Source organism: Coprococcus hominis (ex Arizal et al. 2022) (assembly GCF_040094675.1).
GTDB classification, from domain to species: Bacteria; Bacillota; Clostridia; order Lachnospirales; family Lachnospiraceae; genus Coprococcus_C; species Coprococcus_C hominis.
This window is the reverse complement of record NZ_JBBNHG010000011.1, coordinates 1-25,529: the sequence shown is the minus strand read 5'-3', so window position 1 is coordinate 25,529 and position 25,529 is coordinate 1. Positions and strand designations below refer to the sequence as shown.

24 protein-coding genes are annotated in these 25,529 nt (G+C 45.8%); 20 read left to right on the top strand and 4 right to left on the bottom strand.

Annotated elements, in window-relative coordinates; translation table 11 throughout:
• Window positions 1-210: 210 nt before the first annotated feature.
• Window positions 211-699: a DNA-deoxyinosine glycosylase gene (locus AAAT93_RS00310; RefSeq protein WP_021985814.1), complete on the top strand. Its 489-nt coding sequence runs from the start codon at window positions 211-213 to the stop codon at window positions 697-699.
• Here AAAT93_RS00310 and AAAT93_RS00305 read toward each other — a convergent pair.
• Window positions 691-1,782 (bottom strand): Mbeg1-like protein, encoded by a 1,092-nt coding sequence (locus tag AAAT93_RS00305; protein WP_117781518.1) that lies wholly within the window; start codon window positions 1,780-1,782, stop codon window positions 691-693. The two genes, AAAT93_RS00310 and AAAT93_RS00305, sit on opposite strands and share 9 nt — an antisense overlap.
• A 206-nt stretch (window positions 1,783-1,988) precedes the next feature.
• On the opposite strand from AAAT93_RS00305, the gene AAAT93_RS00300 reads away from it, so the two are divergent.
• The 9 genes from AAAT93_RS00300 (at window position 1,989) to AAAT93_RS00260 (ending at window position 10,486) form a co-directional block, all read left to right on the top strand.
• Complete coding sequence (locus AAAT93_RS00300) at window positions 1,989-2,219, top strand: hypothetical protein (protein WP_195541684.1); 231 nt, start codon at window positions 1,989-1,991, stop codon at window positions 2,217-2,219.
• A gap of 157 nt (window positions 2,220-2,376) precedes the next feature.
• Window positions 2,377-3,264 carry a DegV family protein gene (locus AAAT93_RS00295; RefSeq protein ID WP_227573633.1) on the top strand — a complete coding sequence of 296 codons (888 nt, stop codon included), beginning with the start codon at window positions 2,377-2,379 and terminating at the stop codon, window positions 3,262-3,264.
• 79 nt (window positions 3,265-3,343) lie between these two features.
• Window positions 3,344-3,673, top strand: coding sequence for a hypothetical protein (locus AAAT93_RS00290; protein ID WP_227573634.1), 330 nt, complete (start codon window positions 3,344-3,346; stop codon window positions 3,671-3,673).
• A gap of 8 nt (window positions 3,674-3,681) precedes the next feature.
• Entirely contained in the window at window positions 3,682-4,677 is a 996-nt protein-coding gene (locus tag AAAT93_RS00285) for a helix-turn-helix transcriptional regulator (protein ID WP_117781515.1), read from the top strand.
• Window positions 4,678-4,850: 173 nt separating this feature from the next.
• On the top strand, window positions 4,851-6,344 hold the full coding sequence (locus AAAT93_RS00280; RefSeq protein WP_021985810.1) for an AAA family ATPase: 1,494 nt from the start codon (window positions 4,851-4,853) through the stop codon (window positions 6,342-6,344).
• 33 nt (window positions 6,345-6,377) lie between these two features.
• On the top strand, window positions 6,378-8,072 hold the full coding sequence (locus AAAT93_RS00275; RefSeq protein ID WP_021985809.1) for a putative bifunctional diguanylate cyclase/phosphodiesterase: 1,695 nt from the start codon (window positions 6,378-6,380) through the stop codon (window positions 8,070-8,072).
• 2 nt (window positions 8,073-8,074) lie between these two features.
• Window positions 8,075-9,031 (top strand): NYN domain-containing protein, encoded by a 957-nt coding sequence (locus AAAT93_RS00270; RefSeq protein WP_021985808.1) that lies wholly within the window; start codon window positions 8,075-8,077, stop codon window positions 9,029-9,031.
• 93 nt (window positions 9,032-9,124) lie between these two features.
• Window positions 9,125-9,838: a DUF4230 domain-containing protein gene (locus tag AAAT93_RS00265; RefSeq protein WP_207738871.1), complete on the top strand. Its 714-nt coding sequence runs from the start codon at window positions 9,125-9,127 to the stop codon at window positions 9,836-9,838.
• Window positions 9,839-9,859: 21 nt separating this feature from the next.
• The gene (locus AAAT93_RS00260) at window positions 9,860-10,486 is read left to right on the top strand and encodes a DUF4230 domain-containing protein (protein ID WP_021985805.1); all 627 of its coding nucleotides are present in this window, start codon (window positions 9,860-9,862) and stop codon (window positions 10,484-10,486) included.
• Window positions 10,487-10,556: 70 nt separating this feature from the next.
• Here the strand turns inward: AAAT93_RS00260 and AAAT93_RS00255 are convergent, their stop codons facing one another.
• On the bottom strand, window positions 10,557-11,123 hold the full coding sequence (locus AAAT93_RS00255; RefSeq protein ID WP_021985804.1) for a biotin transporter BioY: 567 nt from the start codon (window positions 11,121-11,123) through the stop codon (window positions 10,557-10,559).
• A gap of 165 nt (window positions 11,124-11,288) precedes the next feature.
• On the opposite strand from AAAT93_RS00255, the gene AAAT93_RS00250 reads away from it, so the two are divergent.
• From AAAT93_RS00250 to AAAT93_RS00210, 9 genes are all read left to right on the top strand, one after another.
• Complete coding sequence (locus AAAT93_RS00250) at window positions 11,289-12,167, top strand: hypothetical protein (RefSeq protein WP_227573635.1); 879 nt, start codon at window positions 11,289-11,291, stop codon at window positions 12,165-12,167.
• Window positions 12,146-13,294 carry a thiolase family protein gene (locus AAAT93_RS00245; RefSeq protein ID WP_021985802.1) on the top strand — a complete coding sequence of 383 codons (1,149 nt, stop codon included), beginning with the start codon at window positions 12,146-12,148 and terminating at the stop codon, window positions 13,292-13,294. Before AAAT93_RS00250 ends, AAAT93_RS00245 begins: the two co-directional genes overlap by 22 nt.
• Window positions 13,224-14,561 (top strand): AMP-binding protein, encoded by a 1,338-nt coding sequence (locus AAAT93_RS00240; RefSeq protein ID WP_182432462.1) that lies wholly within the window; start codon window positions 13,224-13,226, stop codon window positions 14,559-14,561. Before AAAT93_RS00245 ends, AAAT93_RS00240 begins: the two co-directional genes overlap by 71 nt.
• A gap of 29 nt (window positions 14,562-14,590) precedes the next feature.
• Window positions 14,591-16,450 carry an energy-coupling factor transporter ATPase gene (locus AAAT93_RS00235; RefSeq protein WP_182439229.1) on the top strand — a complete coding sequence of 620 codons (1,860 nt, stop codon included), beginning with the start codon at window positions 14,591-14,593 and terminating at the stop codon, window positions 16,448-16,450.
• Window positions 16,447-17,253: an energy-coupling factor transporter transmembrane component T family protein gene (locus AAAT93_RS00230; RefSeq protein ID WP_118671031.1), complete on the top strand. Its 807-nt coding sequence runs from the start codon at window positions 16,447-16,449 to the stop codon at window positions 17,251-17,253. Before AAAT93_RS00235 ends, AAAT93_RS00230 begins: the two co-directional genes overlap by 4 nt.
• Before the next feature lie 106 nt (window positions 17,254-17,359).
• Window positions 17,360-17,962, top strand: a complete 603-nt coding sequence (locus AAAT93_RS00225; RefSeq protein WP_118671032.1) for a TetR/AcrR family transcriptional regulator — start codon at window positions 17,360-17,362, stop codon at window positions 17,960-17,962.
• A gap of 90 nt (window positions 17,963-18,052) precedes the next feature.
• The gene (locus AAAT93_RS00220; protein ID WP_227573636.1) at window positions 18,053-19,843 is read left to right on the top strand and encodes an ABC transporter ATP-binding protein; all 1,791 of its coding nucleotides are present in this window, start codon (window positions 18,053-18,055) and stop codon (window positions 19,841-19,843) included.
• Complete coding sequence (locus AAAT93_RS00215; RefSeq protein WP_227573637.1) at window positions 19,840-21,579, top strand: ABC transporter ATP-binding protein; 1,740 nt, start codon at window positions 19,840-19,842, stop codon at window positions 21,577-21,579. The genes AAAT93_RS00220 and AAAT93_RS00215 overlap by 4 nt, the downstream gene beginning before the upstream one ends.
• A 138-nt stretch (window positions 21,580-21,717) precedes the next feature.
• Window positions 21,718-22,368 (top strand): metallophosphoesterase, encoded by a 651-nt coding sequence (locus AAAT93_RS00210; RefSeq protein ID WP_227573638.1) that lies wholly within the window; start codon window positions 21,718-21,720, stop codon window positions 22,366-22,368.
• Here AAAT93_RS00210 and AAAT93_RS00205 read toward each other — a convergent pair.
• Together AAAT93_RS00205 and AAAT93_RS00200 are read right to left on the bottom strand one after the other, a co-directional pair.
• Entirely contained in the window at window positions 22,365-22,994 is a 630-nt protein-coding gene (locus AAAT93_RS00205; protein WP_227573639.1) for an L-2-amino-thiazoline-4-carboxylic acid hydrolase, read from the bottom strand. The two genes, AAAT93_RS00210 and AAAT93_RS00205, sit on opposite strands and share 4 nt — an antisense overlap.
• 30 nt (window positions 22,995-23,024) lie before the next feature.
• Complete coding sequence (locus tag AAAT93_RS00200) at window positions 23,025-23,672, bottom strand: TetR/AcrR family transcriptional regulator (RefSeq protein ID WP_227573640.1); 648 nt, start codon at window positions 23,670-23,672, stop codon at window positions 23,025-23,027.
• Between the two features lie 201 nt (window positions 23,673-23,873).
• Between AAAT93_RS00200 and AAAT93_RS00195 the strand changes: the two genes are divergently transcribed.
• Window positions 23,874-25,469: a type I restriction-modification system subunit M gene (locus AAAT93_RS00195; protein WP_227573641.1), complete on the top strand. Its 1,596-nt coding sequence runs from the start codon at window positions 23,874-23,876 to the stop codon at window positions 25,467-25,469.
• Window positions 25,470-25,529 lie beyond the last annotated feature (60 nt).

Below are 25,529 nucleotides of genomic sequence, written 5' to 3'. Positions count from 1 at the left end.
CACGTTCAGCTGACAAGTACTAATAGGTCGAGGGCTTATCCTTAGAGGTTTTGAGAACGGAAAGATGATTTGTTAAGGGTTAGATATAAGATCTTTGTATGAAGTTCTGAAGGTACAGAAAGAAAAGACCGATGAGGTCTTTTTTTTGTATTATAACATGAGACAGAGGGACACTTCTTGTGACAAAAGAAGCGTCCCCGAGGGAGAGGTATGGAACAGCAGCATCAGATACATACAATTTCACCAGTGTATAATGAACATTCTCGTATTTTGATATTGGGGAGCTTTCCTTCAGTCAAATCGAGAGAGGCAGGATTCTTTTATGGACATCCGCAGAATCGTTTTTGGAAAGTGCTTGCAAATGTATTTCAGGCAGAGGTACCTGGTACGATAGAGGAGAAGAAAGCATTTTTATTGGAACATAGAATTGCTGTGTGGGATGTGATCGGACAATGTGAGATTACAGGTTCTTCCGATAGCTCAATTCGGAATGTCGTTCCGAATCCGATTTCAAAAATCTTAGAAACCACAAAGATAGAACAGATCTTTGTGAACGGGAAAAAGGCAGAGCAGTTATATCAGCGATATATTTATCCGCAGACAAAAAGAAATGCCATCTGTCTGCCTTCTACCAGTCCGGCAAATGCAAGCTGGAACCTCGAGAAGCTGACAGAGGCATGGAAGATTGTTTTAGGTTGAGGTAAAGGTTTTGATCATAATTTTAATCAATAGGAATGCCGCGTCAGAGATGGAATCACTTGTCTCGCGTGGCAATTTCTTTTTTGTCTGAATGATTGTACGGATATCTTTTAATTTCAATGTAAGAAAATCGTCGACGGTCTCAATACCGGCTGCGTCCAAAATCTGAAAAACAGCTTCTACGATTTCTTTGCGCTTTTCTCTTGGGATTAACGCAATCCATTCCCGGATTGCCTGATTTGCAAGCAGGCTTTGATTGGCAGGTGTAACAGCGTGTACAAAATGATTTCCAAGCACTTCCCATGACATGGCGTCATGCTGTTTTAATCCCTTATTTTCACTCTTAATAACAACATAATCTTCCTGATGTTCAAATAACCGTCCAACCACAGAGGATTCTGGGACAATCGTTGTAATAAGGGGCAATAGATTCTGGTATGCTGCACTTGCCACAACGTCTTTCGAAAATCCTGGTCCATCGTTGTTGTAGATAGCGATAATCTGATCACGCAGAGATTTTTCGCAATACATTCCAGCATAGATAGCGAAGTTTCCACCTTTGGAATGTCCTCCCAGACGAAGCGGAGTGTCCAGATTCCCAAGGGCATTTAAATAAGCCAGTGATTTTTCCTGTCCCGGTGTCTGCTTTAGATAAAGCATATTAAAATCCTCATGCCAGCCGACAAGCGTTGCATCTGTTCCTGAAAATGCAATATAGGTGCTGTTGTCTGGTAATTTGATCGTGATAGCAGAAAATTGTGACTGCTCCTGTTCATTGATATCATTTACATAGCGGGATAATTGTACATTTTTAAAACGTACACTTTTCGCCATTTCTTTAAATACCAGAATCGCGTTTTTGGTCATGGAGACATGATCGAGTAATTCCTGTTCGTTATTCTGCTTGAAAAACAGTTTGGCTGCGTCGAGCAGAGAGATCGTCGGTTCTTCGTCCCCGGGAACAATATTATTCAGTTCTACATAGACTAACTGCGACAGAATCAGGTTGTCAATTTCATTAAAGGAATCCTGTGCAAAAGTCAGGTCTCCACGCCATTTCATATAATCAATGATATTACTCATGAAATACCCCCTTTAATGGTTTCTTTCATAAAATAAATTAGAGATATTGTACCATATATGGACGGAAATTATAGAGATAAATAAAAATTTAATAGAAAATTCATTAATTTCTTGCGTGGGAGTTTTTTTGTACACATAAAAGGGTAAGATGAGTACAACAAAGCGGGATCGATGAGATTTGACTGAAAGAAAGGACGCGTATGAAAATGAGACAATATGTAAACAGTAATAAAATTATAGAGGGTATCTATGTGTGTAGTGCGGTGATTGGCGGAATAATCGTTACGTCCATGCCGTTATTGGGAGCGATGCTGTTAATTATTGCATTTTTAGCCGGATGTCTTATAAAGCGGGAAAACATGGAGAATAAACATGTGGGTGCGCCTGTGGTAAATAAGGTGACTACCTGTAAGATACATGTAAAGACCGCAGCATAGGATACTAGGATGCGATTAGACAGATTTTAAATTCGGGCAGAATTAAGGACAGAAGGTTGGAATAGCAATTGATTTTTGGTATGAAATTAGCTATGATAACAGTAGGACTGTTCCATAGGGACAATAAAATATATGCACTCAAGGAGAGGATGGAATTATGGAAAATTATGTAATTAGCTGTTGTTCAACAGCCGATCTTTCGAAAGAGCATTTTGATGCGATAGATGTAAAATATATATGTTTTCACTTTGAACTGGATGGAAAGCAGTACGAGGATAATCTGGGGGTCAGCATTCCGTTTGACGAGTTTTATTCCCGTATGGCAAATGGCGCAGATACAAAGACTTCTCAGGTAAATGCAGAGGAGTTCGAAGAATATTTCCGGTCATTCTTAGAGCAGGGACTGGATATCCTGCATGTGAGTCTGTCATCTGGAATCAGTGGTGTTATCAATTCGGCAAATATCGCGAAGGAGACGCTACAGGAGGAGTTCCCGGATCGTAAGATCTATGTTGTTGATTCCCTGGCGGCATCTTCGGGATACGGTTTGTTGATGGATAAATTGTCGGAGCTTCGGGCACAGGGGAAGACGATTGATGAGGTTCGCGATTTTGTAGAGGAACATAAGCTGAATCTGAATCATTGGTTTTTCACTTCTGATCTGACATTCTTCATTAAGGGCGGCAGAGTAACAAAGACGGCTGGATTTATTGGTTCGGTGTTGAATATCTGCCCACTTTTGAATGTGGACTATGAGGGAAAACTGATTCCACGGTATAAGATCCGTACAAAGAAAAAGGTAATTCAGGCAATCGTAGACCGGATGGAGGAATGTGCCGAGGATGGATTGGATTATTCCGGCAAATGTTATATTTCCCAGTCTGCCTGCTATGACGATGCACGGGCAGTTGCGGATCTGATCGAAGCGAAGTTCCCGAAGTTAAATGGAAAGGTAGAGATCAATCACATTGGTACAACAATCGGCAGTCATACAGGACCGGGTACGGTAGCGTTATTTTTCTGGGGCAAGAAGCGTGAGGACTGATGCAACTGTCGGTGGCGCATATGGGAAATGAGGAAACGTGATATGTATAAGATAGAGAGCCATATGCCAGGGAGATTATATGGAAGAACAGATATACAAGATAATTCGAATTGATGAGGAAGATTTTGGCTGCGAGGGTAGACCGGAAGGACAGGAACCGATGGTGCGTGTCGTATTGGAGGCAGATACCGGAGAGACAATGATCGTGATGATGGAAGATGCCTTGATGTACACACGTAAGCTGGATGTCGGTGGACTGGCAATCGTAGGTGCAGATGGTTTGCTGTATGCACCGGGGACGGTTATGTCGATGGAAGAAGTGCTTGAAGTGTCGGTTGATTTTGAAAAGCAGGCGGCATGGATGGAGAATTACTGGGATGCGGTGGATGAATTAGAGGATATGGAGTAGTGCAAGCGATGGCAAAATCGGAAAATCAAAAATTAAAATTGTTATACATTCGGAAATTTCTGTTAGAACAGACAGATAAAGACCATCGCGTGACTACAGCACAGATTATTGATGAATTGACGAAACACGAGATCAAGGCAGAACGGAAGAGTATTTACGATGATATTGAATGTCTCCGATCGTTTGGAATGGATATCAAACGGGTGCAGAAGGATCGTACATACAGTTATTATGTTGCCAACCGTCCGTTTGAACTGCCGGAATTAAAGCTTCTAGTGGATTCTGTGCAGTCCGCGAAATTCATTACAAAGAAAAAGACGAATGAACTGATAAAAAAGATTGAAAAGCTTGCGGGAAAGTTCGAGGCATCACAGCTGCAGCGACAGGTTTTTGTTGCAGGACGTGTAAAAACGATGAATGACAGTATCTATCGAAATGTAGATCATCTGCATGCTGCAATTTCAGAAAATTCACAGATCCAGTTCCATTATTTTCAGTGGAATGTGAAGAAGGAGGCGGAGCTTCGTAAGGGTGGTGCATTTTATAAGGTAAGCCCTTGGGCGCTTACTTGCAGTGATGGGAACTATTATCTGGTTGCGTATGACGAGCAGGAGGAGAAAATCAAGCATTTCCGGGTGGATAAGATGCTGGATATTCAGATGACAGAAGAAAAGCGACTTGGCAGGGAAGTCTTTAATGAGTTTGACACGGCTGTCTATGATAAGAAGATGTTTGGCATGTTTGGGGGAACGGAAGAGCGTGTCAAGCTGCTATGTGATAATGAATTGGCAAACGTGATTCTGGACCGGTTTGGCAGGGATGTAAATTTGATTCCGAAGGGCGAAAAGCAGTTCACAGTAAATGTGGATGTTGCAGTCAGTCGGCAGTTTGTATTCTGGGTAATGGGACTTGGCGATGGAGCGAAAATTGTAGCCCCGGAGTCAGTTGTTTCGCTTGTGCAGGCAGAAATTGAGCGGCTGCAATTACAATATAAGAAAGAATGAACCAGGGATTTGGACGAAGAAAGACAGGAGCACATCGTAAATGGTGTGCTCTTTCTGTTTACTGTGAAAAACTGACAAATTTATGATCTGTATATTGTAAATTTGACGAAAATGTGGTTTTATAGGATGTAGGGGAACTAGAGACTATTATAAATAAGAAGGGAAATTTTATTATGCCAGTTTTTGATTTTTCAAGCTCGTCAAGCTCATCGAAGGAGCAGGCGAAGCCTGTCTGTACATATACATCATTTCTTTCCGATGCAAAAGAGAAAACACCGGAAGAACCAATCTTAGTGTTAGATAATACGAAACGGCAGTGGTCACATCATGCGTCCGGTATGTTTGCAAATCAGAGTAAGCGGACGGCGTTTGAGTTTAACGATACGGATGGAACATGGTCGGCAGATATTCTGCGCGTGGATGCGCGGTTTATCAGTCTGATCAAATGGCTCGGCGATAACCGGATTCCAATCCGTCTGTCTGGACAGAACATGGAGGATGGCTATGCCGTCTATAAGATCCGGGAGACTGCATATGGCGGTGCGACAAAGTTGTCCGCAGAGGATGGTTTCCTGCAGTTCATGATCGAGCGCCTGCTTGCAAGTAGTGCGGCAGAGGAAGTCGAGGAGGACGAGGACGCGGACGAAGTCGGCGATGAGATGAAGCTCACAAGTCTGCAGAGCATTTCTGATTTCATGATGTGTGCAGGTAAGACGATGCCGGACAATATCCGTCTGTGGGCACGGCGGAATCTTGCAGTTGCTCGTTCGAGTGAGGTGTCACAGGAGGAACGCAGACATGCACAGCGTGCTCTTTCTATTATGCTGAACGTGCAGTGGAAGAGCAATTATTTCGAGGCGATAGATCCGGTGTGGGCAAGGAAAATCTTAGATGAAGAGCTGTACGGATTAGAGCGTGTAAAACAGAGAATCATGGAGACGATCATCCAGATCAACCGGACACATACATTACCGGCGTATGGACTTCTTCTGGTAGGACCGGCAGGAACCGGAAAATCTCAGATTGCATATGCGGTAGCAAGGATTCTGAAACTGCCTTGGACAACTCTCGATATGAGTTCCATTAAGGATCCGGAGCAGCTTACGGGAAGTTCGCGAATCTATGCAAATGCGAAACCTGGAATTATCATGGAAGCGTTCTCGAATGCAGGCGAATCGAATCTGGTATTTATCATCAACGAGCTGGATAAGGCGGCATCCGGCAAGGGAAACGGAAATCCGGCGGATGTGCTGCTGACACTTCTGGATAACCTTGGATTTACAGATAATTATATGGAATGTATGGTGCCAACGACAGGAGTTTACCCGATTGCAACGGCAAACAACAAGGAAGATATCAGTGCACCGATCATGTCGAGATTCGCGTTGATTGATATTCCGGATTATACATTTGAAGAAAAGAAGATTATATTCACGAAGTTCGCAATGCCGAAGGTACTGAAGCGCATCGGGCTTCGGGAAGAGGAGTGTGTTGTGACAGATGCGGGCTTAGATGCGGTGATCCATCAGTTTGAGAATACGACGGGAATTCGTGATATCGAGCAGGCGGCGGAACATCTGGCAGCAAATGCCTTGTATCAGATCGAGGTAGAGCATGCAGGACATGTGGTATTTGATGCTGCACAGGTAGAGACGTTGTTTGCATAATGGGATAGAGGAAAACAGGGAGTTTAATAAAAAATGTGTGAAAAGTTGGAGTTCAATGAGAAGTACAAAGCATTTACAGAAGTCTTGCACCGGGAGGTTCAGACCTTCGAACAGTGTGAGGAAGATGTGGTGCAGGCACTTGCGATTGTTGCAGACGATCTGAAGCTTGGCAAAGTGAAATATGAGCTGGATGCTCCGGTATCTAAGATCCGTCCGCACGGGGAGCATCGGGTTGGAAAATTATTTGATAATCAGAAGGGGGCATATGGAAAAGCAAAGCATCAGGTATTTGTACTGCCGGATGGCGGAACAATGACGTTTTCCGTTTATCCGTGTGAGGATGTGGACTACTCAAAGGAAGAACAGGATACGCAGCAGATTTTGCTGAAGGAGATATATATTCAGTTTAGCCGTGTTATGATGCAGGGATTACTGCGCGGCGTATTGCTGACGGATATGGCAACCGGTGTTGCGAATCCGGAGGCGTTTATGCAGTTTATTGGCAAACAGTTAGCGACCGGACAGATTCATACATACACGGTATTTTTCTTCAATGTGCATAATTTCAAATATGTGAATAAGATTTTCCCTTATGAAGAGGGGGACGTTATATTACGCAATTACGCCGGAATGGTAGATAAGATGTTGCTGGATGATGAGATTGTCGCGCGTCTGGGTGGCGATAATTTTGTCGCGTTGGTGAAGAATGAACGGAGTGAAATTATTTTATCGAAGCTCCAGAATCTCCGGCTGTATCATCGAACCGAAATCAAGGAAAAAGAGTTTGTATTCGGGGCGACGATCGGTGTCGGTAAGCTGGATGATATCCGGGCACCGCGAGATGTTATGGCACGCGCAAGTATTGCATATCAGGCTGCCAGACAGAAGGGCAGCGGAACGGTTGCATTTTATTCGACAGAGATCCAGAATAAAATAATGGAGGCACAGGGAATCATTGCAAGCTTTCTTCCTGCGCTCGAGGCACATGAATTTGTGGTCTATTATCAGCCGAAGGTCGATGCCAATACGAACAAAATCTGTGGTGCAGAGGCGTTGGTACGTTGGATGCATGAGGGCAGACTGATTCCACCGATGCAATTTATTCCACAGCTTGAACGGGAAGGAAGCGTGTGCAGGCTTGATTATTATGTATTGGAAGAAACATGTCGGTTTATCCGCAAGCGGCTGGATGAAGGAAAGACGGTTCCGTGTATCTCTGTGAATTTCTCCAGAAGACATCTGGAGGAAGATTATCTGGTGAAAAAGATTGTCAATGTGATTGACAAGTACGGTATCGATCATGGTTATATCGAGATTGAGCTGACAGAGAGTGAGGATTTTCAGAACTATGAGATTATGTCGGAGATTGTCGATGGACTTCGCAGCGAAGGTATCGCAACTTCGATTGATGATTTTGGAACCGGTTATTCATCCTTGAACATGATCAAGAAGGTAGATCTGAATGTGATTAAGATTGATAAGTCATTTATTCCAATGGAGACAGAATATCCGGGCAAGGAGACGGACATGGTAATGTTTGTCAGTATCGTTGATCTGGTGCGCAAGCTCGGGAAGAAGACGATTGCAGAAGGGGTAGAGACGAAGGAACAGTTACGGTATTTAAGACAGGTTGGCTGTGATATTGTGCAAGGATATGTATTTGATAAGCCGATGCCGGAAAGCGAATTTGAAGTACGGCTGGAACAGGGATATAAGGATGAGGAGTAACGATGGGTAGTGAAGAAAAACGATATGCATTATTGATTGATTCGGATAATGTATCTGCCAAATATATAGATACAATTTTTGATGAATTGGCGGACCGTGGTATGGTAACGGTGCGAAGAATCTATGGGGACTGGGCGCGAAGTGTCAATGGATGGAATCGAGCAACTTTGCTTCGAAATTCCATCGTTCCGATCCAGCAGTTCGCCTATACCCAGGGTAAGAATGCGACGGATTCGGCGATGATTATTGATGCGATGGATCTGCTCTATACTGGAAATCTGGATGGATTCTGCCTGGTGTCGAGTGACAGTGATTTTACCCGGCTGGCAGAGCGTCTGCGAGAGGCTGGTAAGGAAGTAGTCGGCATGGGTGAGAACAAGACGCCGGAAGCATTTGTCAAGGCGTGTACGAGCTTCAAAATGCTGGATGCGCTCATTCGCGAAGATATCTCACAGGTCACGGATGAGAAAAATGTTGCGAAAGTATCAACCGAGAAAAATGAAAACAGCTCGAATATTACAAGCATTAAGTCTATTCAGAAGGTAATCTATGATATCATTGATGGCAATGCTGATAATAATAAACTGACGCATGTCGGCGAGATTGGAAGCAAATTACAGGCACGTTTCTCTGATTTCGATGTGCGGAATTATGGGTACTCGAAGCTTACAACATTTATAAATGAGGCATTTGGTAATTTCGAGGTCATTTCCCAGAATCGTCAGAATTATGTGAAGATTATCGATGATGTTGTACCGAAGAGGGAAATTGAGGAGCAGATTATTCAGATTCTGAAGAAGAATCCACAGAAGAACAGCAATATGGGACTCTTAAACAGTACGTTAAAAAATGAGAACCGGAATTTCAGTATCAAGAAATATGGATACAGCAAATTTTCCAGCTTCCTGAAGAGCTTTGGCTGTTTTAAGATTGATGGAGATAAGGTGTCGCTACAGTAGGCGGGTATATATGCTATATATGAGAGCAGAAGTGAACGATACGGATGAAAGCGAAAAATAAGCATAAGGAGACGACATATGGGCAAATCCGGAATGAACGAAATCGAAGAAGATACAGCAAAAGAGACTGGGATGCAAGAACAGGGCAGGAAGAACAAACACAAAAGGAATAAAGATAAAGGACAGAAGCTTTCTGCCCGCGATGTAACAAAGCTTCTGAAGTGGGTGATCATCTTAGCGGTCGTAGTTATTCTGGTTGTGGTTGGCTATAAGCTTGCAAAGCAGCTTGGATGGTTCGGGTTGAAACCGAAGGTAGAGACGACGATCCTTACAAGCAGCCAGCTAGAACAGGTGTTGCAGATAGATGATTTATCAGTCTGTGAGATTACCTACAACGGTGTGGCAGAGGTGCCGCAGAAGAATCATCCGACGAAGGTTGTCTACTATGTCTCTTATGAGGCCGAAGTGAAGGCAAGTATCAACATGGCAGATATTGATGTTCAGATCGATGACAATGTCGGAGAAGGGCAGGCGAAGAAAATCATTGTGACGCTGCCGCAGTTGCAGGTCAAGCAGATTGATGTCGATATGGCTTCGCTTGACTATATGTTTGTCAAGAAGAGTGCGAACACGGCAGATGTATCCGAGGAAGCGTATGCGGCATGTATCGCAGATGCAGGTTCTGAATGCCGGGGAAATGAAGTGTTCTTACAGATGGCGAAAGAAAATTGTGAGAATACAGTCAAGGCACTGCTCATGCCGATCATAGAGAATCAGGATGAGTCGTATGAACTGGTGATTCAGTAGGGGACGAAGGAGGAGAAACAAATGAAGAAATTAAAAAAATTCGTAGTCCTTTGTCTTGCAGTTATTATGCTGTTCACTGCATGTGGAAAAAAAGGTGAAGAAGTAACGAAAGAATTGAGCATTACGCAGATGCAGACAATCTGTGAGCTGGCAACACTCAAATGTTATTATCATAATGTGGCAAAGCTGACGAAGGAAAAGGAAGTTCTGTGGTGGGATACATCGGCAGAGCTTTGGATCGAGTATTCCGGCATCGTAAAGCTCGGTGTGGACATTGCGAATCTGGATATGCAGGTAGATGGCGATCAGGTAACGATCACGATGCCAAAGGCGGAGGTGCTTAGCTGTCAGGTGGATCAGACGTCGTTAAATGAAGACTCCTATTACACAACCCGTGAAGGACTTGGCGCAGAGAAGATCAATGCGGACGATCAGACGGAAGCAATCAAGACTGCACAGGAAAATATGCTGGAGAATGTCCAGTCGGATGAATCCCTGTTGCAGCAGGCGCAGCAGCGGGCACAGGAGCTGTTAGAGCAGTATGTGAAGAACGTCGGTGATGCGATGGGCAAAACGTATGAAGTGAGTTTTGTGATTGCGGACGAAGCCGGAACTAATACAGTAAGTACAGATGAAAGTGATAATTGATAGGAATGAAAAAGAGCCGTTGCGATTGCAACGGCTCAAGTTCTTTGAGGGGAGGGAGTTTCGATTTATGTTAATCCTCGTCCTCGACCTCTCTACGCAGATAAATTAGTTTTCGGAATGCTGGTACGATCTGTGCAGCAACGACTGCTTTCACAAGATCAAGTGCAATAAAAGGAAGAAAACCGGCTACAAAAGCAGCCTTGATACTGCAACCTGATGCGATCATAATCCAGAGAGAACCGACTGCATCAACGAGAACAGCGGATAACATAGCGACAATAGTATAACGGATACGATTGTACTTCTTTCCGCGAAAGATCGGAATCAAAATGGCGATGAAGATAAAGGCGAAGGAAAAACCGCCATATGTGCCAAATAAATATCCCGGACCTGCCTGTCCACCAACGAATACCGGAACACCGACCAGTCCGAGTAACATCCAGATCAGTCCGATGAAGAAGGATTCTGCAAGTGGAAATACAAGTGCAATCAGGGTGATTACAAAATTCAAAAGAGTGATGTGTGTTCCGTTTGGCAGCGGGATGCTGATATAAGCGGATACACACAGGATGGCTGCGAAAAGTGCCATCATGACAATTGAGTAGGTTGAAAATTTGCTTTTTGTTTTTGTGTCCATTTCTTTTTCTCCATAGTTTCTGTTATAATAGCCATGCTATTGTTGAATTCATAGCAGGTACATGATGTAGAATAGCAGATGAAAATAAGAATGTCAACCTAAAATGGATAGAAAAGTTGACATTGTAAACTTTGGGAAATATAATAGGAAACATTGAGTGAGAAAATGAAGAACAAATTTGAAAAAATATTTGAACAACTGGCTGATTTTCATATGCTTGATGGATACGATGGCTGGATGATCGGGGCGTGTGTGTATGCGCAGCGGGAAGCGGCAGGAGAACGCGTATCAGGCACAGAATTTGGCTGTGGGAATGATCTGACAGTAGTTCAAAATCAGAAAATCAAAATTCAAAATTCCTGCAAGTCCGAGATTGTGAAGGAAACTGCAAGCTTTGCGGTTATGCGAAATCAGATGGAAGAGGATGGAATCGTGTATCAACTGGAGTTGCATGTAGTGAAACCGGAGGTGCAGGGGGCAGTTACTAGCAAACAAGCAGGTATGGAAAAAAATATGGCCATGAATGTCGAGAAATCAAAGCTGGAAGAACAGCGGATGAATCTACACCATTCGGTCGGAACGGAAGAAAACGCGGACACAGGCGGGGAAAAAACGTTTTCATTTACGCATTCCGATATCCTTCGATTTGTGGATGCCGTAGGCGATACGAATTCGATTCACCGGACGGCGCATGCGGTTGTGCCGGGGCTTTTGATGGTGGAGAGGATGCTTGATATGTGGATGAAAAAACAGCCGGAAACGGAAACTGATGTAGAGTTGCAGGCGGGAATGAAGAACGAGATGCAGGCAGGCGCGCAGGCGGGAATGAAGAACGAGATGCAGGCAGGTGTGCAGGTGGAAACGCAAAATGAGATGCAGGCGGGAATGCCGGATAGCAAAACGTTTATTTGCAGATTCCGTTTTGAAAAACCGGTATATGTAGATGAGAAGCTGCAGATCCAGGCAAGAACCGAACACGGAAAGCAGATCTATGAATGTAAACGAGAGGATAGGGAAATCGTATGGAACATGCGTATATTATAGACGGACGCCGCAGCTATATCGGTGTCGAAAATGGAATGTATAAACATCTGCCAGCCGAGGTGCTTGCGGCGGAGGTACTCTGTGCGCTTGTACCGGAAGATGTACGTCAGACTGTCGATGAGGTGATCGTCGGAAATGGAGTTGGAGCCAGTGGAAATATTGGCAGACTGGCAACGCTTACGGCACATTTCCCACAGGCGGTTCCCGCGTACACAGTGGATATGCAGTGTGGATCGGGATTGGAAGCACTGACGATTGCCGCGGCGAAGATCCGAAGTGGACAGGCAGATCTGATTGTGGCAGGTGGCGTGGATAGTTCGTCAACGGCACCGCGACGTGCGTATAACCGGAATCATCCGGACTATGAACGCTATGGAGGCGAGGAATCCTTTTATTCCGTCGCAAAATTTGCACCGGGCGAGCATGATCCGTATGCGATGATCCGCGGCGCAGAGCGTGTGGCACTGGATGTGCAGATGACCAGACAGGAATTAAATAAATGGGTATTACGTTCACATTCTCTCGCAAAACAGGCAAGAGAAGCTGGCGTGCTAGAACCATATCTGGTCGGCGTGCAGGGGGCAACTGCAGACGCGGGTATCAGGGATCGCATAAGTGAACGATTCTTAGATAAGCTACCACCGCTTTTGCCGGACGGAGCGATACTAACAGCCGGAAATACATGCTTGATGCATGATGGTGCGGCATTTTTGATGGTGGCATCGGAGCGGTATGTAAAGGAGCATAATCTGACACCGCTTGCGGAAATCGTTGATTCCGTAACGGTTGGCGGGAACCCGGACAAAAGCCCGGAGACAGCAATACTTGCCATTCAGAAATTACTTGCCAAGACGAAACATACGGCGGAAGATATCGCGGTATTTGAATGTAATGAGGCATTTGCAGTAATTGATGAGCTTTTTGCGCGTGCCTATCCGGAAGCAGTTGACCATTACAACCGGTATGGTGGGGCGCTCGCATATGGACATCCATATGGCGCCTCAGGAGGCATCATTACGATACATGCATGCCGGGCGCTGCAGGAGACACCGGGCTATGCAGTATGCAGCATTGCGGCAGCCGGCGGCATCGGACATGCGCTGTTGCTGCGGGCGGGAGGAATGTAACATGCAGTATATTGATTATCTGACAAAACAACCATCGGACAAAGACGCAATCATCATCAATGGTGATCGCTATACATACGGAAAGCTCTATGTGCTTGTGCAGGATGCACGCGCGCGCCTTCCGCAGGTTGCAGAAAAACATCTGTATCCGATTCGGGAGACCGGAATCCTGAAACAGTTGGTTTTATTTCTGGCGTGTGCGGGAACAAATCAGGTACCAGTTATCGTGCCGGCGGACAGCAAACTTGAAGTAACAGATCCGCTGTTTGATACGCCCGTGCCGGAGCGCGCGGTAATGGCAGTGATGACATCCGGAACAACCGGGATTCCGAAGATTTTATTCCGAAGCTTTGAAAGTTGGGCGGATTTCTTCGCGATACAGAATGCGGTGTTTGGCGTGGATGCGGACAGCCGGCTGTTCGTACAGGGAAGCCTTGCATTTACCGGGAATCTGAATCTCTATATGGGACAGCTTGCGGCAGGCGGCACGCTGATTGCGGAGGATGTATTCCTGCCGGGCAAATGGGAGCAGGTGATGGCGCGCGAAAGGGCGAACGGTATTTACCTGATTCCGTCCAAGTTACTTATGCTGCCTCGCGTATTTAAGGGTGTAAATGCGAATATCCGCACGATCATTTCGGGCTCGCAGAGCCTTGGGCGAAAGGATGCGGAAGTGTTGAAGAAGATATTTCCGAATACGGAGATTACATTATATTACGGTGCGAGCGAGCTGAATTATATCACGTATGTGAAGTCCGCGGACATGACGGAAGAGCGGAACCTGATCGGCAAACCATTTCCGGGAGTGCGGGTGTTCATACAGGATGATGAAATGTACGTGGACAATGCATTTCACGTGGAGAATATTACCGTGCCGTATTCGCTGAAGGATAGCGGGCGGATGGATTTGCAGGGGAATTTCTATTTCCTTGGACGGACGGATGATATCGTTGGCGTGCGTGGACGCAAGGTGTCGATGATGAAGATTGAAAATGCGTTGGAGGAAGTCGCCGGTATCACAGAGGCGGCGGTCGTTCTGCTTCCGAAGGAAAAGGATGCGGACATGCCGGCGGAGATCGTGAGTGCATTTGTGACGGTGGAAGGCACGGACGTGCCAGAGAATCTGCGGCAGCAGTTGAAGGAAAAGTTGGCGGATTTTGAGATTCCGAAGCGTGTGATTGTTCTGGAGGCGTTCCCGAAGAACACAAGTGGGAAAGTGGATAAAGCGCGGTTAAAGAAGATGTGGATAGAGCAAGAGCCACAATAAATTTATTTCACAGTATGGAGGACCGGACGGTGATACGGGCAGAACAAGTAAGATTTCAATATAAAAAGCGCGACGTTGATGGAAACGTGATTGCGACGGAAGAAATCTTAAAGGGTGTAGATCTTACAATTAAAAAGGGCGAATTCATTGCGCTGCTTGGCAGAAATGGTTCCGGCAAGACGACGTTCTCGAAGCAGTTAAATGCAATCCTTCGACCGTCGGAAGGTACGGTGACGGTAGACGAGATGGGAACCAGGGATGCGGAGAAGCTGTACGAGATTCGCCAGCACGTCGGTATGGTGTTCCAGAATCCAGACAATCAGATGGTGGCAGCAAATGTGGAAGAAGAGGTTGCATTCGGCCCGGAGAATCTGGGTATGGAGTCAGATACCATCGTGGCACGTGTGAAGCAGGCACTCGAACAGGTGCGGATGTGGAAGCGGAGAAAGACGGCTCCGAATCATCTGTCGGGCGGACAGAAACAGCGGATTGCGATTGCAGGAATTCTTGCGATGCACCCGGATTATATTGTCTTAGATGAACCGACTGCGATGCTTGATCCGAAAGGACGGAAAGAAGTGATGGAAGCGTTACAGCGGTTGAATCAGGAACAGGAAATGACTGTGATTCTGATTACCCACGATATGGAAGAGGCGGCACTTGCGAGCCGGGTGATTCTGCTTGCGGACGGACAGATGCGATTTGATGGAAGGCCAGAGAAATTCTTCGGAGCGGATGCATTGCTTGCGGAGATGGGGATGGAGGCACCGCTTTCTTATCGTGTGAGGAAATTAATAGATAGTGATGTGTTCGAGAAAAAGATTGGAGATGCGAGAGTAGAGGAGGCTACGATTGACAAAAGGGAAAAAGTAGCAGAATATGATAAAACTGGAAGAGAATGGGAAGCAAGCTCTGAGCTGGTAGATAAGAAAAAAAACAAAAAGGCTGAAGCAGAGACAGATGAAAAAAATCAAGATCTCCTCTCCCTGCAACATGTTAGCTATATTTACAGCCCGGGAACAGCGTACGAGAAGGTTGCCTTAGACGACGTGAATCTGTCGCTTGGCAAGGGGGAGATTGTTGGACTTGCCGGACATACCGGTTCTGGTAAATCCACCATGATCCAGCTTTTGAACGGGCTTTTGAAACCGACTGGCGGAACGGTTACATTTGAGGGAAAGGATATTCATGCAAAGGGATATTCTGGGAATTATCTGCGCAGTAAGGTTGGCATGGTGTTCCAATATCCGGAGCATCAGATGATCTGCGATACCGTGTGGGAGGATGTCGCATTTGGACCAAGTAAGCAGGGCTTGACCGGGGAAGCATGCGAGACGCGTGTGGAGGAAGCACTTCGGTTTGTTGACCTGCCAGAGAAATATTATCAAGCATCGCCATTGCAGCTATCGGGCGGACAGAAGCGGCGTGTGGCGATTGCAGGTGTGCTTGCGATGCATCCGGAATATATCATATTGGACGAGCCGGCAGCGGGATTAGACGCAGCAGGAAAGCGCGAAATATTCGACCGGATCCGGCGGATGAGCCGGGAGCAGGGAATCGGAGTTTTACTTGTCTCGCATAGTATGGAGGACCTGGCGGAATACGCAGACCGGATTATTGTGTTGGACGATGGAAAGAAGATATTGGATGACCGACCGGCGCAGATATTTGCCAAGCGGGAGACGCTTGCAGACTGTGGACTGGATGTACCGGAAACTGTGAAACTGGCGGACAAATTGCGCGCAAACGGGTACCAAATTCCACAGAACGTGATTCGAGAGAAAGAGCTGCTCGATTATCTTGGTAATTGCACAAACAGTACAGCAGGAAGAAAAAGCGTTGATACTGAGAACAGATTGGATGAAAGGAAGCAGGGAGATAATTTATGATTCGAGATATTACAATTGGACAATATTATCCTTCGGATTCTCCGATTCATCATCTGGACCCGCGTGTCAAGTTATTCGCAACGCTTCTCTATATCATCGGGCTGTTTCTTAGCAAAAGTTTGATCGTATTTGCGGTGGCAGGCGTAGTATTGATTGCATGTATCGTGATATCGAAGGTGCCGTTTCGATATATGATCAAGGGGCTAAAGCCGGTGTGGATATTGCTGGTATTTATCTGTATCGTAAATGTGTTTTTCGGAAAAGGAGAAATGCTGTATTTCCAGTGGAAGTTTATTCACATCTACCGGGAAGGAATCATGCAGGCGGTTGTCCGTGTTGTGCGGTTGATGGAGCTGATTTTGGGGTCGTCACTTATGACATACACAACGACGCCGACCGAGCTGACGGACGGCCTGGAGAAAGCATTTCATCCGCTTACAAAGATTCATGTACCGGTGCATGAGATTGCACTCATGATGTCGATTACGCTCCGCTTCATTCCGATTCTGATCGAAGAGCTGGACCGGATCATGAAGGCACAGACGGCACGAGGCGTGGATTTCGAGGCAGGAAATGTGTTCCAGAAGTTGAAACGTACCGGACGGATTCTGATGCCACTTTTTGCATCTGCAGTTGGACGGGCGGGCGATCTGGCACTTGCGATGGAAGCACGTTGTTATCAGGCTGGCAGACCGAGAACGAAGATGTATCCGCTTCGATATGTACGTGCGGATGGCGTCGTGTATGTGCTGGCAATCGTATATCTGGCAGGGATGATCGTGTTGAAAGTAATGGTTGGATAATATAAAAACCTATTGACAAATAAAATAACACTGTTATAATAACGATGTTATGAAAAATAAAACAATATAAATAACAGCAACAACTAACGAAGAGAAGGAGTAGCTCATGCGACGTGAGACAGCCGGTGTGACGGAATCCCTGCTTCAGGCAGCGAAGGAAGAATTCCTTACCTATGGATTCCATGATGCCAGCATGCGGCGGATATCGGCGGCATGCGGAGTCAGTACCAATTCCATATATACCCGGTTTGGCGACAAGAGCGGACTTTTCACCGCAATCGTACAGGAAGCGGCAGATGGTCTGATGGAGATGTATATGCAGAGCATACAGAAGGCAACCGAGTGTCCGGACATGGATCATGCCATCGAGGAGGGCAACGAGGGAACCGATCAGGTATTGGCGTATATCTACGGGTATAAGGAAGAATTTCAGCTTCTATTCTGCCATTCGGCGGGGACAGAATATGAAGATTACTTTGATAAGCTCGCGGCAATCGAGGAGCAGTATTACAACATATTTGCGAAGCAGTATGCAAATGAGAATGCGACCGCGGATGAATTTTTTATCCACGTATTCTGTAGAACCGGCTGGCAGTATATCTACGAGGTGCTGACACACGACAAGCCATACGATGAGGCAGCAGCCTTTATGAAGAATGTACAAATCTTCAATTTCGCAGGTTGGAAATCAGTTTTTGGATTGGAATAACAGGCAGTGCATAGCGATGTGCACTGCCAAAAAAATAAAATACAAGTTAGCAAAAACTAACTCAAAATAAACGTTCAAGGAGGTTTTGTCATGAAGGCAAAAAAGCAAAGTGCATTGTCAAGACTTATGAAAATTGCCGGGAAGCATAAGTATTTTTCCTATGCATCCTGCGTCCTGGCAGCAATCAGTGCATGGGTTGCGCTGATTCCGTTTTATGATGTGTGGCGCATCATAAAAGAGGTCTTGGAAGTAAGACCGGACTATTCCAAAGCAACACACATCACATCGTATGGATGGCAGGCGGTAGGATTTGCCCTGCTCGCAATGGTGCTTTATATCGGAGCTTTGATGTGCTCCCATAAGGCAGCATTCCGCGTGCAGACAAATATGCGTATCGCGATGATGAACCACATCATGAAGCTTCCGCTTGGTTATGTGGAGACAGAGGGAACCGGAAAGATTCGAAAGATCGTTATGGATTCCTCCGCAGCGACAGAGACATTTCTGGCACACAACCTGCCAGATAAGGTCGTATCAAGAGCAACACCGATCGGGCTGCTTGTACTGATGGCAGGCTTTGACTGGCGTCTTGGTCTGATCAGCCTGATTCCTGCCGTATTCGCATTCCTTATCATGGGTACGATGATGATGGGACCGAAGATGGCAGAGGATATGAAGCAGTATCAGAACTCACTGGAGACAATGTCCTCCGAGGCGGTAGAGTATGTGCGAGGCGTACCGGTCTTAAAGACATTTGGACAGACAATCTTCTCATTCAAACGGTTTAAGGCAGCCATCGATGAATATGAGAAATGGACGATCGATTATACGAAATCCATGATGATTCCGATGATCGGATTTACCGTATTCTGTAATGGTATTTTCGCAGCGCTGATCGTAGCTGCTTATACATTAGGTGGAAATACAGTCACAGACAAATTCGTATTGAACCTGATCTTCTACATATTGGTGACTTCGGTACTTACCACAACGCTGATGAAGGTTGCATATGCAGGTGAATCACAGATGCTCGTCGAGGATGCATTGAACCGGATGGATGAGGTGCTAAATGCGAAGGAACTTCCGGAGTCAGCAAATAAGCAGACATCGAAGGATGCATCCATTGCGTTGAAGGACGTGACATTTGCTTACGATGAGGCAAAGGCAAATGCAATCGACGGCATCACGCTTTCCGTCAAGGCAGGTTCCCATATCGCGTTTGTTGGTCCGTCCGGTGGTGGTAAGACGACGCTGGCATCACTGATTGCAAGATTCTGGGATGTCAAGAGTGGCAGCATCGAGATCGGTGGCGTGGATGTGAGGAACATTGACAGCAAGGAGCTGATGAATCAGGTATCATATGTATTTCAGGATAGTAAGCTGCTTAAGACCTCCATTCTGGAAAATGTTCGTATGGGCAGACCGGATGCGACGGACGCCGAGGTAATGGAAGCGCTGGAGAAGGCGCAGTGCAGCGACATCATCGAGAAGCTTCCGGACGGTGTGAACACGGTGATCGGCTCGAAGGGAACGTATGTATCCGGTGGTGAGATGCAGCGCCTGTCGATCGCGCGGGCATTCCTTAAGAATGCGCCAATCCTGATCTTAGATGAGGCGACCGCATTTGCTGATCCGGACAATGAGAGACAGGTGCAGCGCGCATTTGAGAATCTGTCCAAGGATAAGACAGTAATCATGATCGCACATCGTCTGTCGACGGTGACAAATGCGGATCAGATCTACGTATTGAAGGACGGAAAGATTGCAGAGTCCGGTACACATGATGCGCTGGCAGCCAAGGACGGCATCTACACACATATGTGGAACGAATATAACAAGTCCGTGAACTGGCAGGTAGGAAAGGCAGGTGCAACCGCATGATCGAGAAATTGAAACATAAATACGCACTGTCCGAAAACGGTGCAAAGAACATGATAAAAGCGTTTGTGGCAGTCACAATCGCGAACCTTGTGCTGATGCTGCCGGTTGGGCTTCTGTATCAGCTTACCTCGTATCTGCTTGATGGCAAGGTGCCAAAGGATAAGCTTGGATTCTTCATCGGCGGAATCGTCGTAGTATTTTTACTTGTAGCAGTTACAACTTATTTCCAATATAACGCAACCTTCTTTTCCACCTATGTCGAAAGTGGTGTGCGTAGACGTGCGCTTGCTGAGAAGCTTCGCCGCCTGCCACTTTCCTTCTTCGGGAAGAAGGATCTGTCCGATCTGACGAATACGATCATGTCAGACTGTGCATTGCTCGAGACAGGAAGCTCCCACTGGATTCCGGAGCTGATCGGTTCGATGATCTCCACAACGATTATTGTAATTGGATTGTTGTTCTTCAACTGGAAGATGGCACTTGCCGCTGTATGGGTGATGCCGATTGCATTTATCATCGTACTGACTTCAAGAAAAGGTCTGAAGTCTGTACAGAAGAAGACAATGACATATAAGCTTTCCTGTCTTGATGGAATTCAGGAGGGACTGGAGACGATCCGTGACCTGCGTTCAAACAACATGACAGAGACGTACATGGAAGGCTTGAACAAGAAGATCAAAGCCGTAGAGAAAAATGCCATCGTGCTGGAATTTAAGAATGCAGCTTATGTATGTTCCGCACAGATGATCCTGAAGCTCGGCATTGGAACGGTTGCATTGGTTGGTAGTATCCTGCTTGTAAATGGAGAGATCAATGTACTGACATTGTTCGTGTTCCTGCTTGTTGTAACAAGAATGTATGAGCCTTTGCAGATTGCATTGCAGAACCTGTCCGCTCTGATCAGTCTGGAGCCGAGCTGTGAGCGTATGGATGAGATCCTGTCACACGAAGAGCAGACCGGCGCAGAGATACTGACGAACAAGGGCTATGATATTGTATTTGACCACGTGGCATTTGCCTATGACAGTGGCGAGCAGGTGCTCTCCGATGTCAGCTTCACGGCAAAGCAGGGGCAGGTAACAGCTCTGATCGGTCCATCTGGTGGTGGTAAGACAACCGTATCGAGACTGGCGGCAAGATTCTGGGATATCCAGAAAGGTACTGTTACAGTTGGAGGTATGGATGTATCGAAGGTCGAGCCGGAGACATTACTTTCCCTGTATTCCATCGTGTTCCAGGATGTGACACTCTTTAACAACACGGTTATGGAGAACATCCGGATCGGTTGCAAGGATGCAACGGACGAGGAAGTTATGGCAGCAGCCAGGCTTGCAAACTGTACGGACTTTATCGAGAAATTACCGGACAAATGGAACACCATGATCGGGGAAAATGGTTCCGAATTATCCGGTGGTGAGCGGCAGAGAATCTCCATCGCACGTGCATTCTTAAAGGACGCACCAATCATCTTGATGGATGAGGCAACCGCCTCGCTGGATGTGGATAATGAGTCCGTGATTCAGGAGTCCATCTCCAAGCTGATCCGGAACAAGACAGTTCTGATTATTGCACACCGTATGCGTACGGTCGATGGGGTTGACCAGATCATTGTATTAAAGGATGGCGTGGTAGCTGAGCAGGGAACACCGTCAGCGTTGAAGGAGAAGAATGGTATCTATAAGCATATGGTCGATGTGCAGTTAGAGAGCGAACAGTGGAAATATAACCAGGTATAAGAACGAGATGTGAAGACATTCCAGAGTATAGACTTTGGAGTGTCTTTTCTTTTACAAAGAAATGCAAATGCTATCTTGTCTGCGGATCAAAATAAGCATACAATAAGGACAGTGTTGGGGAAAGGGAGGAACGCTGACATGCGTTATTATATTGCAGATTTACATTTCTGCCATGAAAATTTGAATACACGTATGGACTGTCGCGGCTTTGAGAGCGGCGAAACCATGAATGAATATATGATCGCACAGTGGAACTCACGTGTGCGGAAACGTGATGAAGTTGTAATCTTAGGAGATTTCTGTATTTCGAAAAAGGGTGAAGCAGCAAATGCCATTCTGGAGAGGCTGAATGGCAGGAAGTATCTGATCATCGGAAATCACGATTATTTTATTGCAAACAAACAATTTGATCCATCGCGTTTTGAATGGATTACGCATTATAGAGAAATCAATGATAACAACCGCAAGGTGATTCTGTGCCATTATCCGGTTATGTGCTACAACGGGCAGTACCGCCGGAATGCTAAGGGAGAACCGAAGACATACATGCTGTATGGACATGTGCATGACACATATGACGAGTATCTGATCGATGATTTCCAACGCCAGACGCGTGCATCTACGCGCCCGGTGCTAGGAAAATCTGGCGAGGAAGAAATGGTTTCTATCCCCTGCCAGATGATTAATTGTTTTTGTATGTTCTCGGATTATGTCCCGCTCACACTTGATGAATGGATCGAAGTGGACCGGAAGCGGCGGGACGGAATGAAACGGGAGGATGATTGTTAAGGATTCTTTTTTGGTTCTGACTCAATCCGGCTGTACCGGAAGTCGCAGCAGGCTGCACCTTCGGCGATCGTCTGTGTCCGGACTAAGCGCATGTGCATCATGTCGGCAAGCACATAGTCCATGCGGCAGAGATATTTGGCAAGTTCGAAACAGCCCTCATCCCGGCACAGACTGCAGATGCCGCATGTATGATAATCATAGCCAAGCTCGAAATCATCATTCGCGCCGCCTTCTAAGATGTCAACCACCCAGTCATTTTCGTATTTCCGTTTATGGGAGTCAGCAGACCACTTTTTCCGGGCTGGAAGCTTCTTCACATCGAGATAGCTGTCTGCATTTCCCATGACCTTGTGGAACAACTGATTGGCGGAAAGTCCATCCTTATACAGGGCATAACATTCCTCCGGGGATAAGGTTGTGTTCCGGTTTAATGCGATGAAATATGCGCCCATGCAGTAGGAACTCATCAGCCGGGATTTGCCGATATCCTTGGCGCGCGTCAGGATGGCACGGTATTCCTGTTTGATCGCCTTGCTGTCAATCTGCAAATGATGTCTTTTTGCCTGCTTCATGCAGGAGCTGTGATAAAAATATCCAAATAATTTCTGTGAGAATCCGTACTTCAACTAAATCATCCTTTCTTAGCAAAATCTATCTCAATGATTTGGCACATCTTGGACTTGTAATCCAAGTGCCGCTTCGATGCCGTGCATCAGCACATCCATCGCCTCTAAAAATGCCTGCTTCATCTCCTCGGTGAAGCCGTCCTTGCAGGTATCATCGGCGATCATCTCACAGATCATCGAGAACTCAGACAACGACAGCATGTAACATGTTTTCTCGGATAGCTGATTCTTCGCAAGTCCACGCACGTATAACTCATGATAAAAGCGCGTTGCGAATTCGTTGCATCGAGTGATATAAACTTTGCGGAAGTTCCGGATATAGGTGCCGGAATCGTTCTTTAACAGCATGTGGAAGAGCTGCATATCGTCCTCTAACAGCTCGAGGGTCCGGATGGATATGCGGGAATAGAATACCTGCATCAGCTGCTCGTCGGACATTGCCGAAAAGTCAATATCCAGCATGGACTCACTCAGTGCCATCAGCTTATTTCCGCTCTCTGCGAATATCTCGCCGAACATTTCTTCCTTTCCTGAAAAATGCTTGTATATCGCACCGGGGGTAATGCCTGCCCGCGAAGCAATCTTTCGCATGGATGCTTCCTGATAGCCACATTCCAAGAAAATCTCTTTCGCACTTTGTAAAATTGTCGCTCTGGTCGCTTTTGTGCTCTCGCGCATAATTGTACTCCTTTGGTAAACGCTGTTTACTTTATAGCACAGGAAACGGGGAAATGCAAGGGGAAATGTTGAGGTGAAGGAAAAATAATCAATTCTATTAAATTCAAAATCAAAAATTTTATTTTTATCATCCGCACAATTATGATAGAATTAAGCGTAAGTGAATTATAACAGAAGCGACGAATGAGGGAGGATATAAAAATGGCAGAAGGAAAAGATTTATTGCAGGTACTATGGAGTGGGGCAGATGTACTGCGTGGAAAGATGGACGCCAATGAGTACAAGACATACTTGCTTGGATTGGTTTTCTATAAATACTTATCAGATTCGTATCTATCAAAAGTGTATGATCTGCTGAATGATGCGAAGCCGGAGAGTCTGGAAGAGGCACAGACCGCTTACGAAGAAATTATGGAGAGTGAAGATGCAGAGGAGCTGCTGGAGGAATTGAAAGAATCTTTGCATTATACATTAGATCCGGACATGACTTATGTCAGCATCTTAAAGGATGCGAAAAACAACGCATTCAATCGAGAGAAATTACAGGCAGCATTTAACCGGATCGAAGAGTCGGATGAATTGTTTCATGGACTATTTGCAGATGTAGATCTGTATTCGAATCGTTTGGGAACCGGAGATCAGAAGCAGAGCGCAACGATCGCAGAAGTAATTAAGGTGTTGGACGATGCAGATCTGATTCATACCGAGGGCGATGTACTGGGAAATGCATATGAGTATCTGATCGGTCAGTTTGCTTCGGAAACGGGAAAGAAAGCAGGAGAATTCTATACACCACATGGACCGGCGCAGATCTTATGTCGGATCGCGATGACCGGACAGGAAAATAAAAAAGGATTGCAGGTATATGATCCGTGTATGGGTTCCGGTTCTTTGATGCTTAGCTGTAGAAATTATTCCACAGAGCCAGACTTTATCAAATATTACGGTCAGGAACTGATGCCATCCACTTACAACCTTGCTCGTATGAATATGTTTCTGCATGGCGTACTGCCAGAGAATCAGCATCTGCGAAATGGAGATACCCTGGATGCAGACTGGCCAACCGATGAAGAAACAGAGTTTGATGCAGTTACGATGAATCCACCTTATTCTGCAAATTGGTCGGCAGCAGAAGGCTTCAAACAGGATGAACGATTTATGGATTATGGTGGAAAGCTGGCACCGAAATCAAAGGCGGATTATGCATTTTTGTTACATGGTTTTTATCATCTGAAACAGACAGGAACTATGGCAATCGTGTTGCCACATGGTGTGTTGTTCCGTGGAGCAGCAGAGGGAAGCATAAGGAAGACATTGCTGGAAAATGGTTCGATCTATGCGGTGATTGGTCTGCCATCGAACATGTTCTACAATACGTCGATTCCTACTTGTATTATCGTGCTGAAGAAGCACCGCGAAGGGCGCGATGTGTTATTTATCGATGCATCTAAATTGTTCGAAAAAGAGAAAAAGCAAAATGTGATGAAAGAGGAACATATCGATCATGTTCTGGAATTATACAATAATCGTAAGACGGTGGAGAAAGAAGCATATCTCGCCTCTTATGATGACATTGTGGCAAATGATTTTAATTTGAACATCCCAAGATATGTGGATACAACGGAAGAAGAGGAAGAAATCGACTTAAAGGCATTGACACAGAGTATGCGCGAGACAGACAAGCAGATCAAAGAGGAAAATGCAGCGTTAGTCGGAATGATGAAAGAACTGACCTTCCAGGATGATGCGACGAAAGAGGCTGTTGAGGCGTTTATTCGTGTGCTTGAGGAGGTGTAAAATATGAATACACCGAAGATTCGATTTAAGGGATTCAAAGACGATTGGGAACAGCGTAAG

Coding starts and splice junctions, on each gene's coding strand:
- AAAT93_RS00310 (WP_021985814.1), top strand. CDS start 211: ATGGAACAGCAGCATCAGATACATACAATTTCACCAGTGTATAATGAA.
- AAAT93_RS00305 (WP_117781518.1), bottom strand. CDS start 1,782: ATGAGTAATATCATTGATTATATGAAATGGCGTGGAGACCTGACTTTT.
- AAAT93_RS00300 (WP_195541684.1), top strand. CDS start 1,989: ATGAGACAATATGTAAACAGTAATAAAATTATAGAGGGTATCTATGTG.
- AAAT93_RS00295 (WP_227573633.1), top strand. CDS start 2,377: ATGGAAAATTATGTAATTAGCTGTTGTTCAACAGCCGATCTTTCGAAA.
- AAAT93_RS00290 (WP_227573634.1), top strand. CDS start 3,344: ATGGAAGAACAGATATACAAGATAATTCGAATTGATGAGGAAGATTTT.
- AAAT93_RS00285 (WP_117781515.1), top strand. CDS start 3,682: ATGGCAAAATCGGAAAATCAAAAATTAAAATTGTTATACATTCGGAAA.
- AAAT93_RS00280 (WP_021985810.1), top strand. CDS start 4,851: ATGCCAGTTTTTGATTTTTCAAGCTCGTCAAGCTCATCGAAGGAGCAG.
- AAAT93_RS00275 (WP_021985809.1), top strand. CDS start 6,378: ATGTGTGAAAAGTTGGAGTTCAATGAGAAGTACAAAGCATTTACAGAA.
- AAAT93_RS00270 (WP_021985808.1), top strand. CDS start 8,075: ATGGGTAGTGAAGAAAAACGATATGCATTATTGATTGATTCGGATAAT.
- AAAT93_RS00265 (WP_207738871.1), top strand. CDS start 9,125: ATGAACGAAATCGAAGAAGATACAGCAAAAGAGACTGGGATGCAAGAA.
- AAAT93_RS00260 (WP_021985805.1), top strand. CDS start 9,860: ATGAAGAAATTAAAAAAATTCGTAGTCCTTTGTCTTGCAGTTATTATG.
- AAAT93_RS00255 (WP_021985804.1), bottom strand. CDS start 11,123: ATGGACACAAAAACAAAAAGCAAATTTTCAACCTACTCAATTGTCATG.
- AAAT93_RS00250 (WP_227573635.1), top strand. CDS start 11,289: ATGAAGAACAAATTTGAAAAAATATTTGAACAACTGGCTGATTTTCAT.
- AAAT93_RS00245 (WP_021985802.1), top strand. CDS start 12,146: ATGGAACATGCGTATATTATAGACGGACGCCGCAGCTATATCGGTGTC.
- AAAT93_RS00240 (WP_182432462.1), top strand. CDS start 13,224: ATGCAGTATGCAGCATTGCGGCAGCCGGCGGCATCGGACATGCGCTGT.
- AAAT93_RS00230 (WP_118671031.1), top strand. CDS start 16,447: ATGATTCGAGATATTACAATTGGACAATATTATCCTTCGGATTCTCCG.
- AAAT93_RS00225 (WP_118671032.1), top strand. CDS start 17,360: ATGCGACGTGAGACAGCCGGTGTGACGGAATCCCTGCTTCAGGCAGCG.
- AAAT93_RS00220 (WP_227573636.1), top strand. CDS start 18,053: ATGAAGGCAAAAAAGCAAAGTGCATTGTCAAGACTTATGAAAATTGCC.
- AAAT93_RS00215 (WP_227573637.1), top strand. CDS start 19,840: ATGATCGAGAAATTGAAACATAAATACGCACTGTCCGAAAACGGTGCA.
- AAAT93_RS00210 (WP_227573638.1), top strand. CDS start 21,718: ATGCGTTATTATATTGCAGATTTACATTTCTGCCATGAAAATTTGAAT.
- AAAT93_RS00200 (WP_227573640.1), bottom strand. CDS start 23,672: ATGCGCGAGAGCACAAAAGCGACCAGAGCGACAATTTTACAAAGTGCG.
- AAAT93_RS00195 (WP_227573641.1), top strand. CDS start 23,874: ATGGCAGAAGGAAAAGATTTATTGCAGGTACTATGGAGTGGGGCAGAT.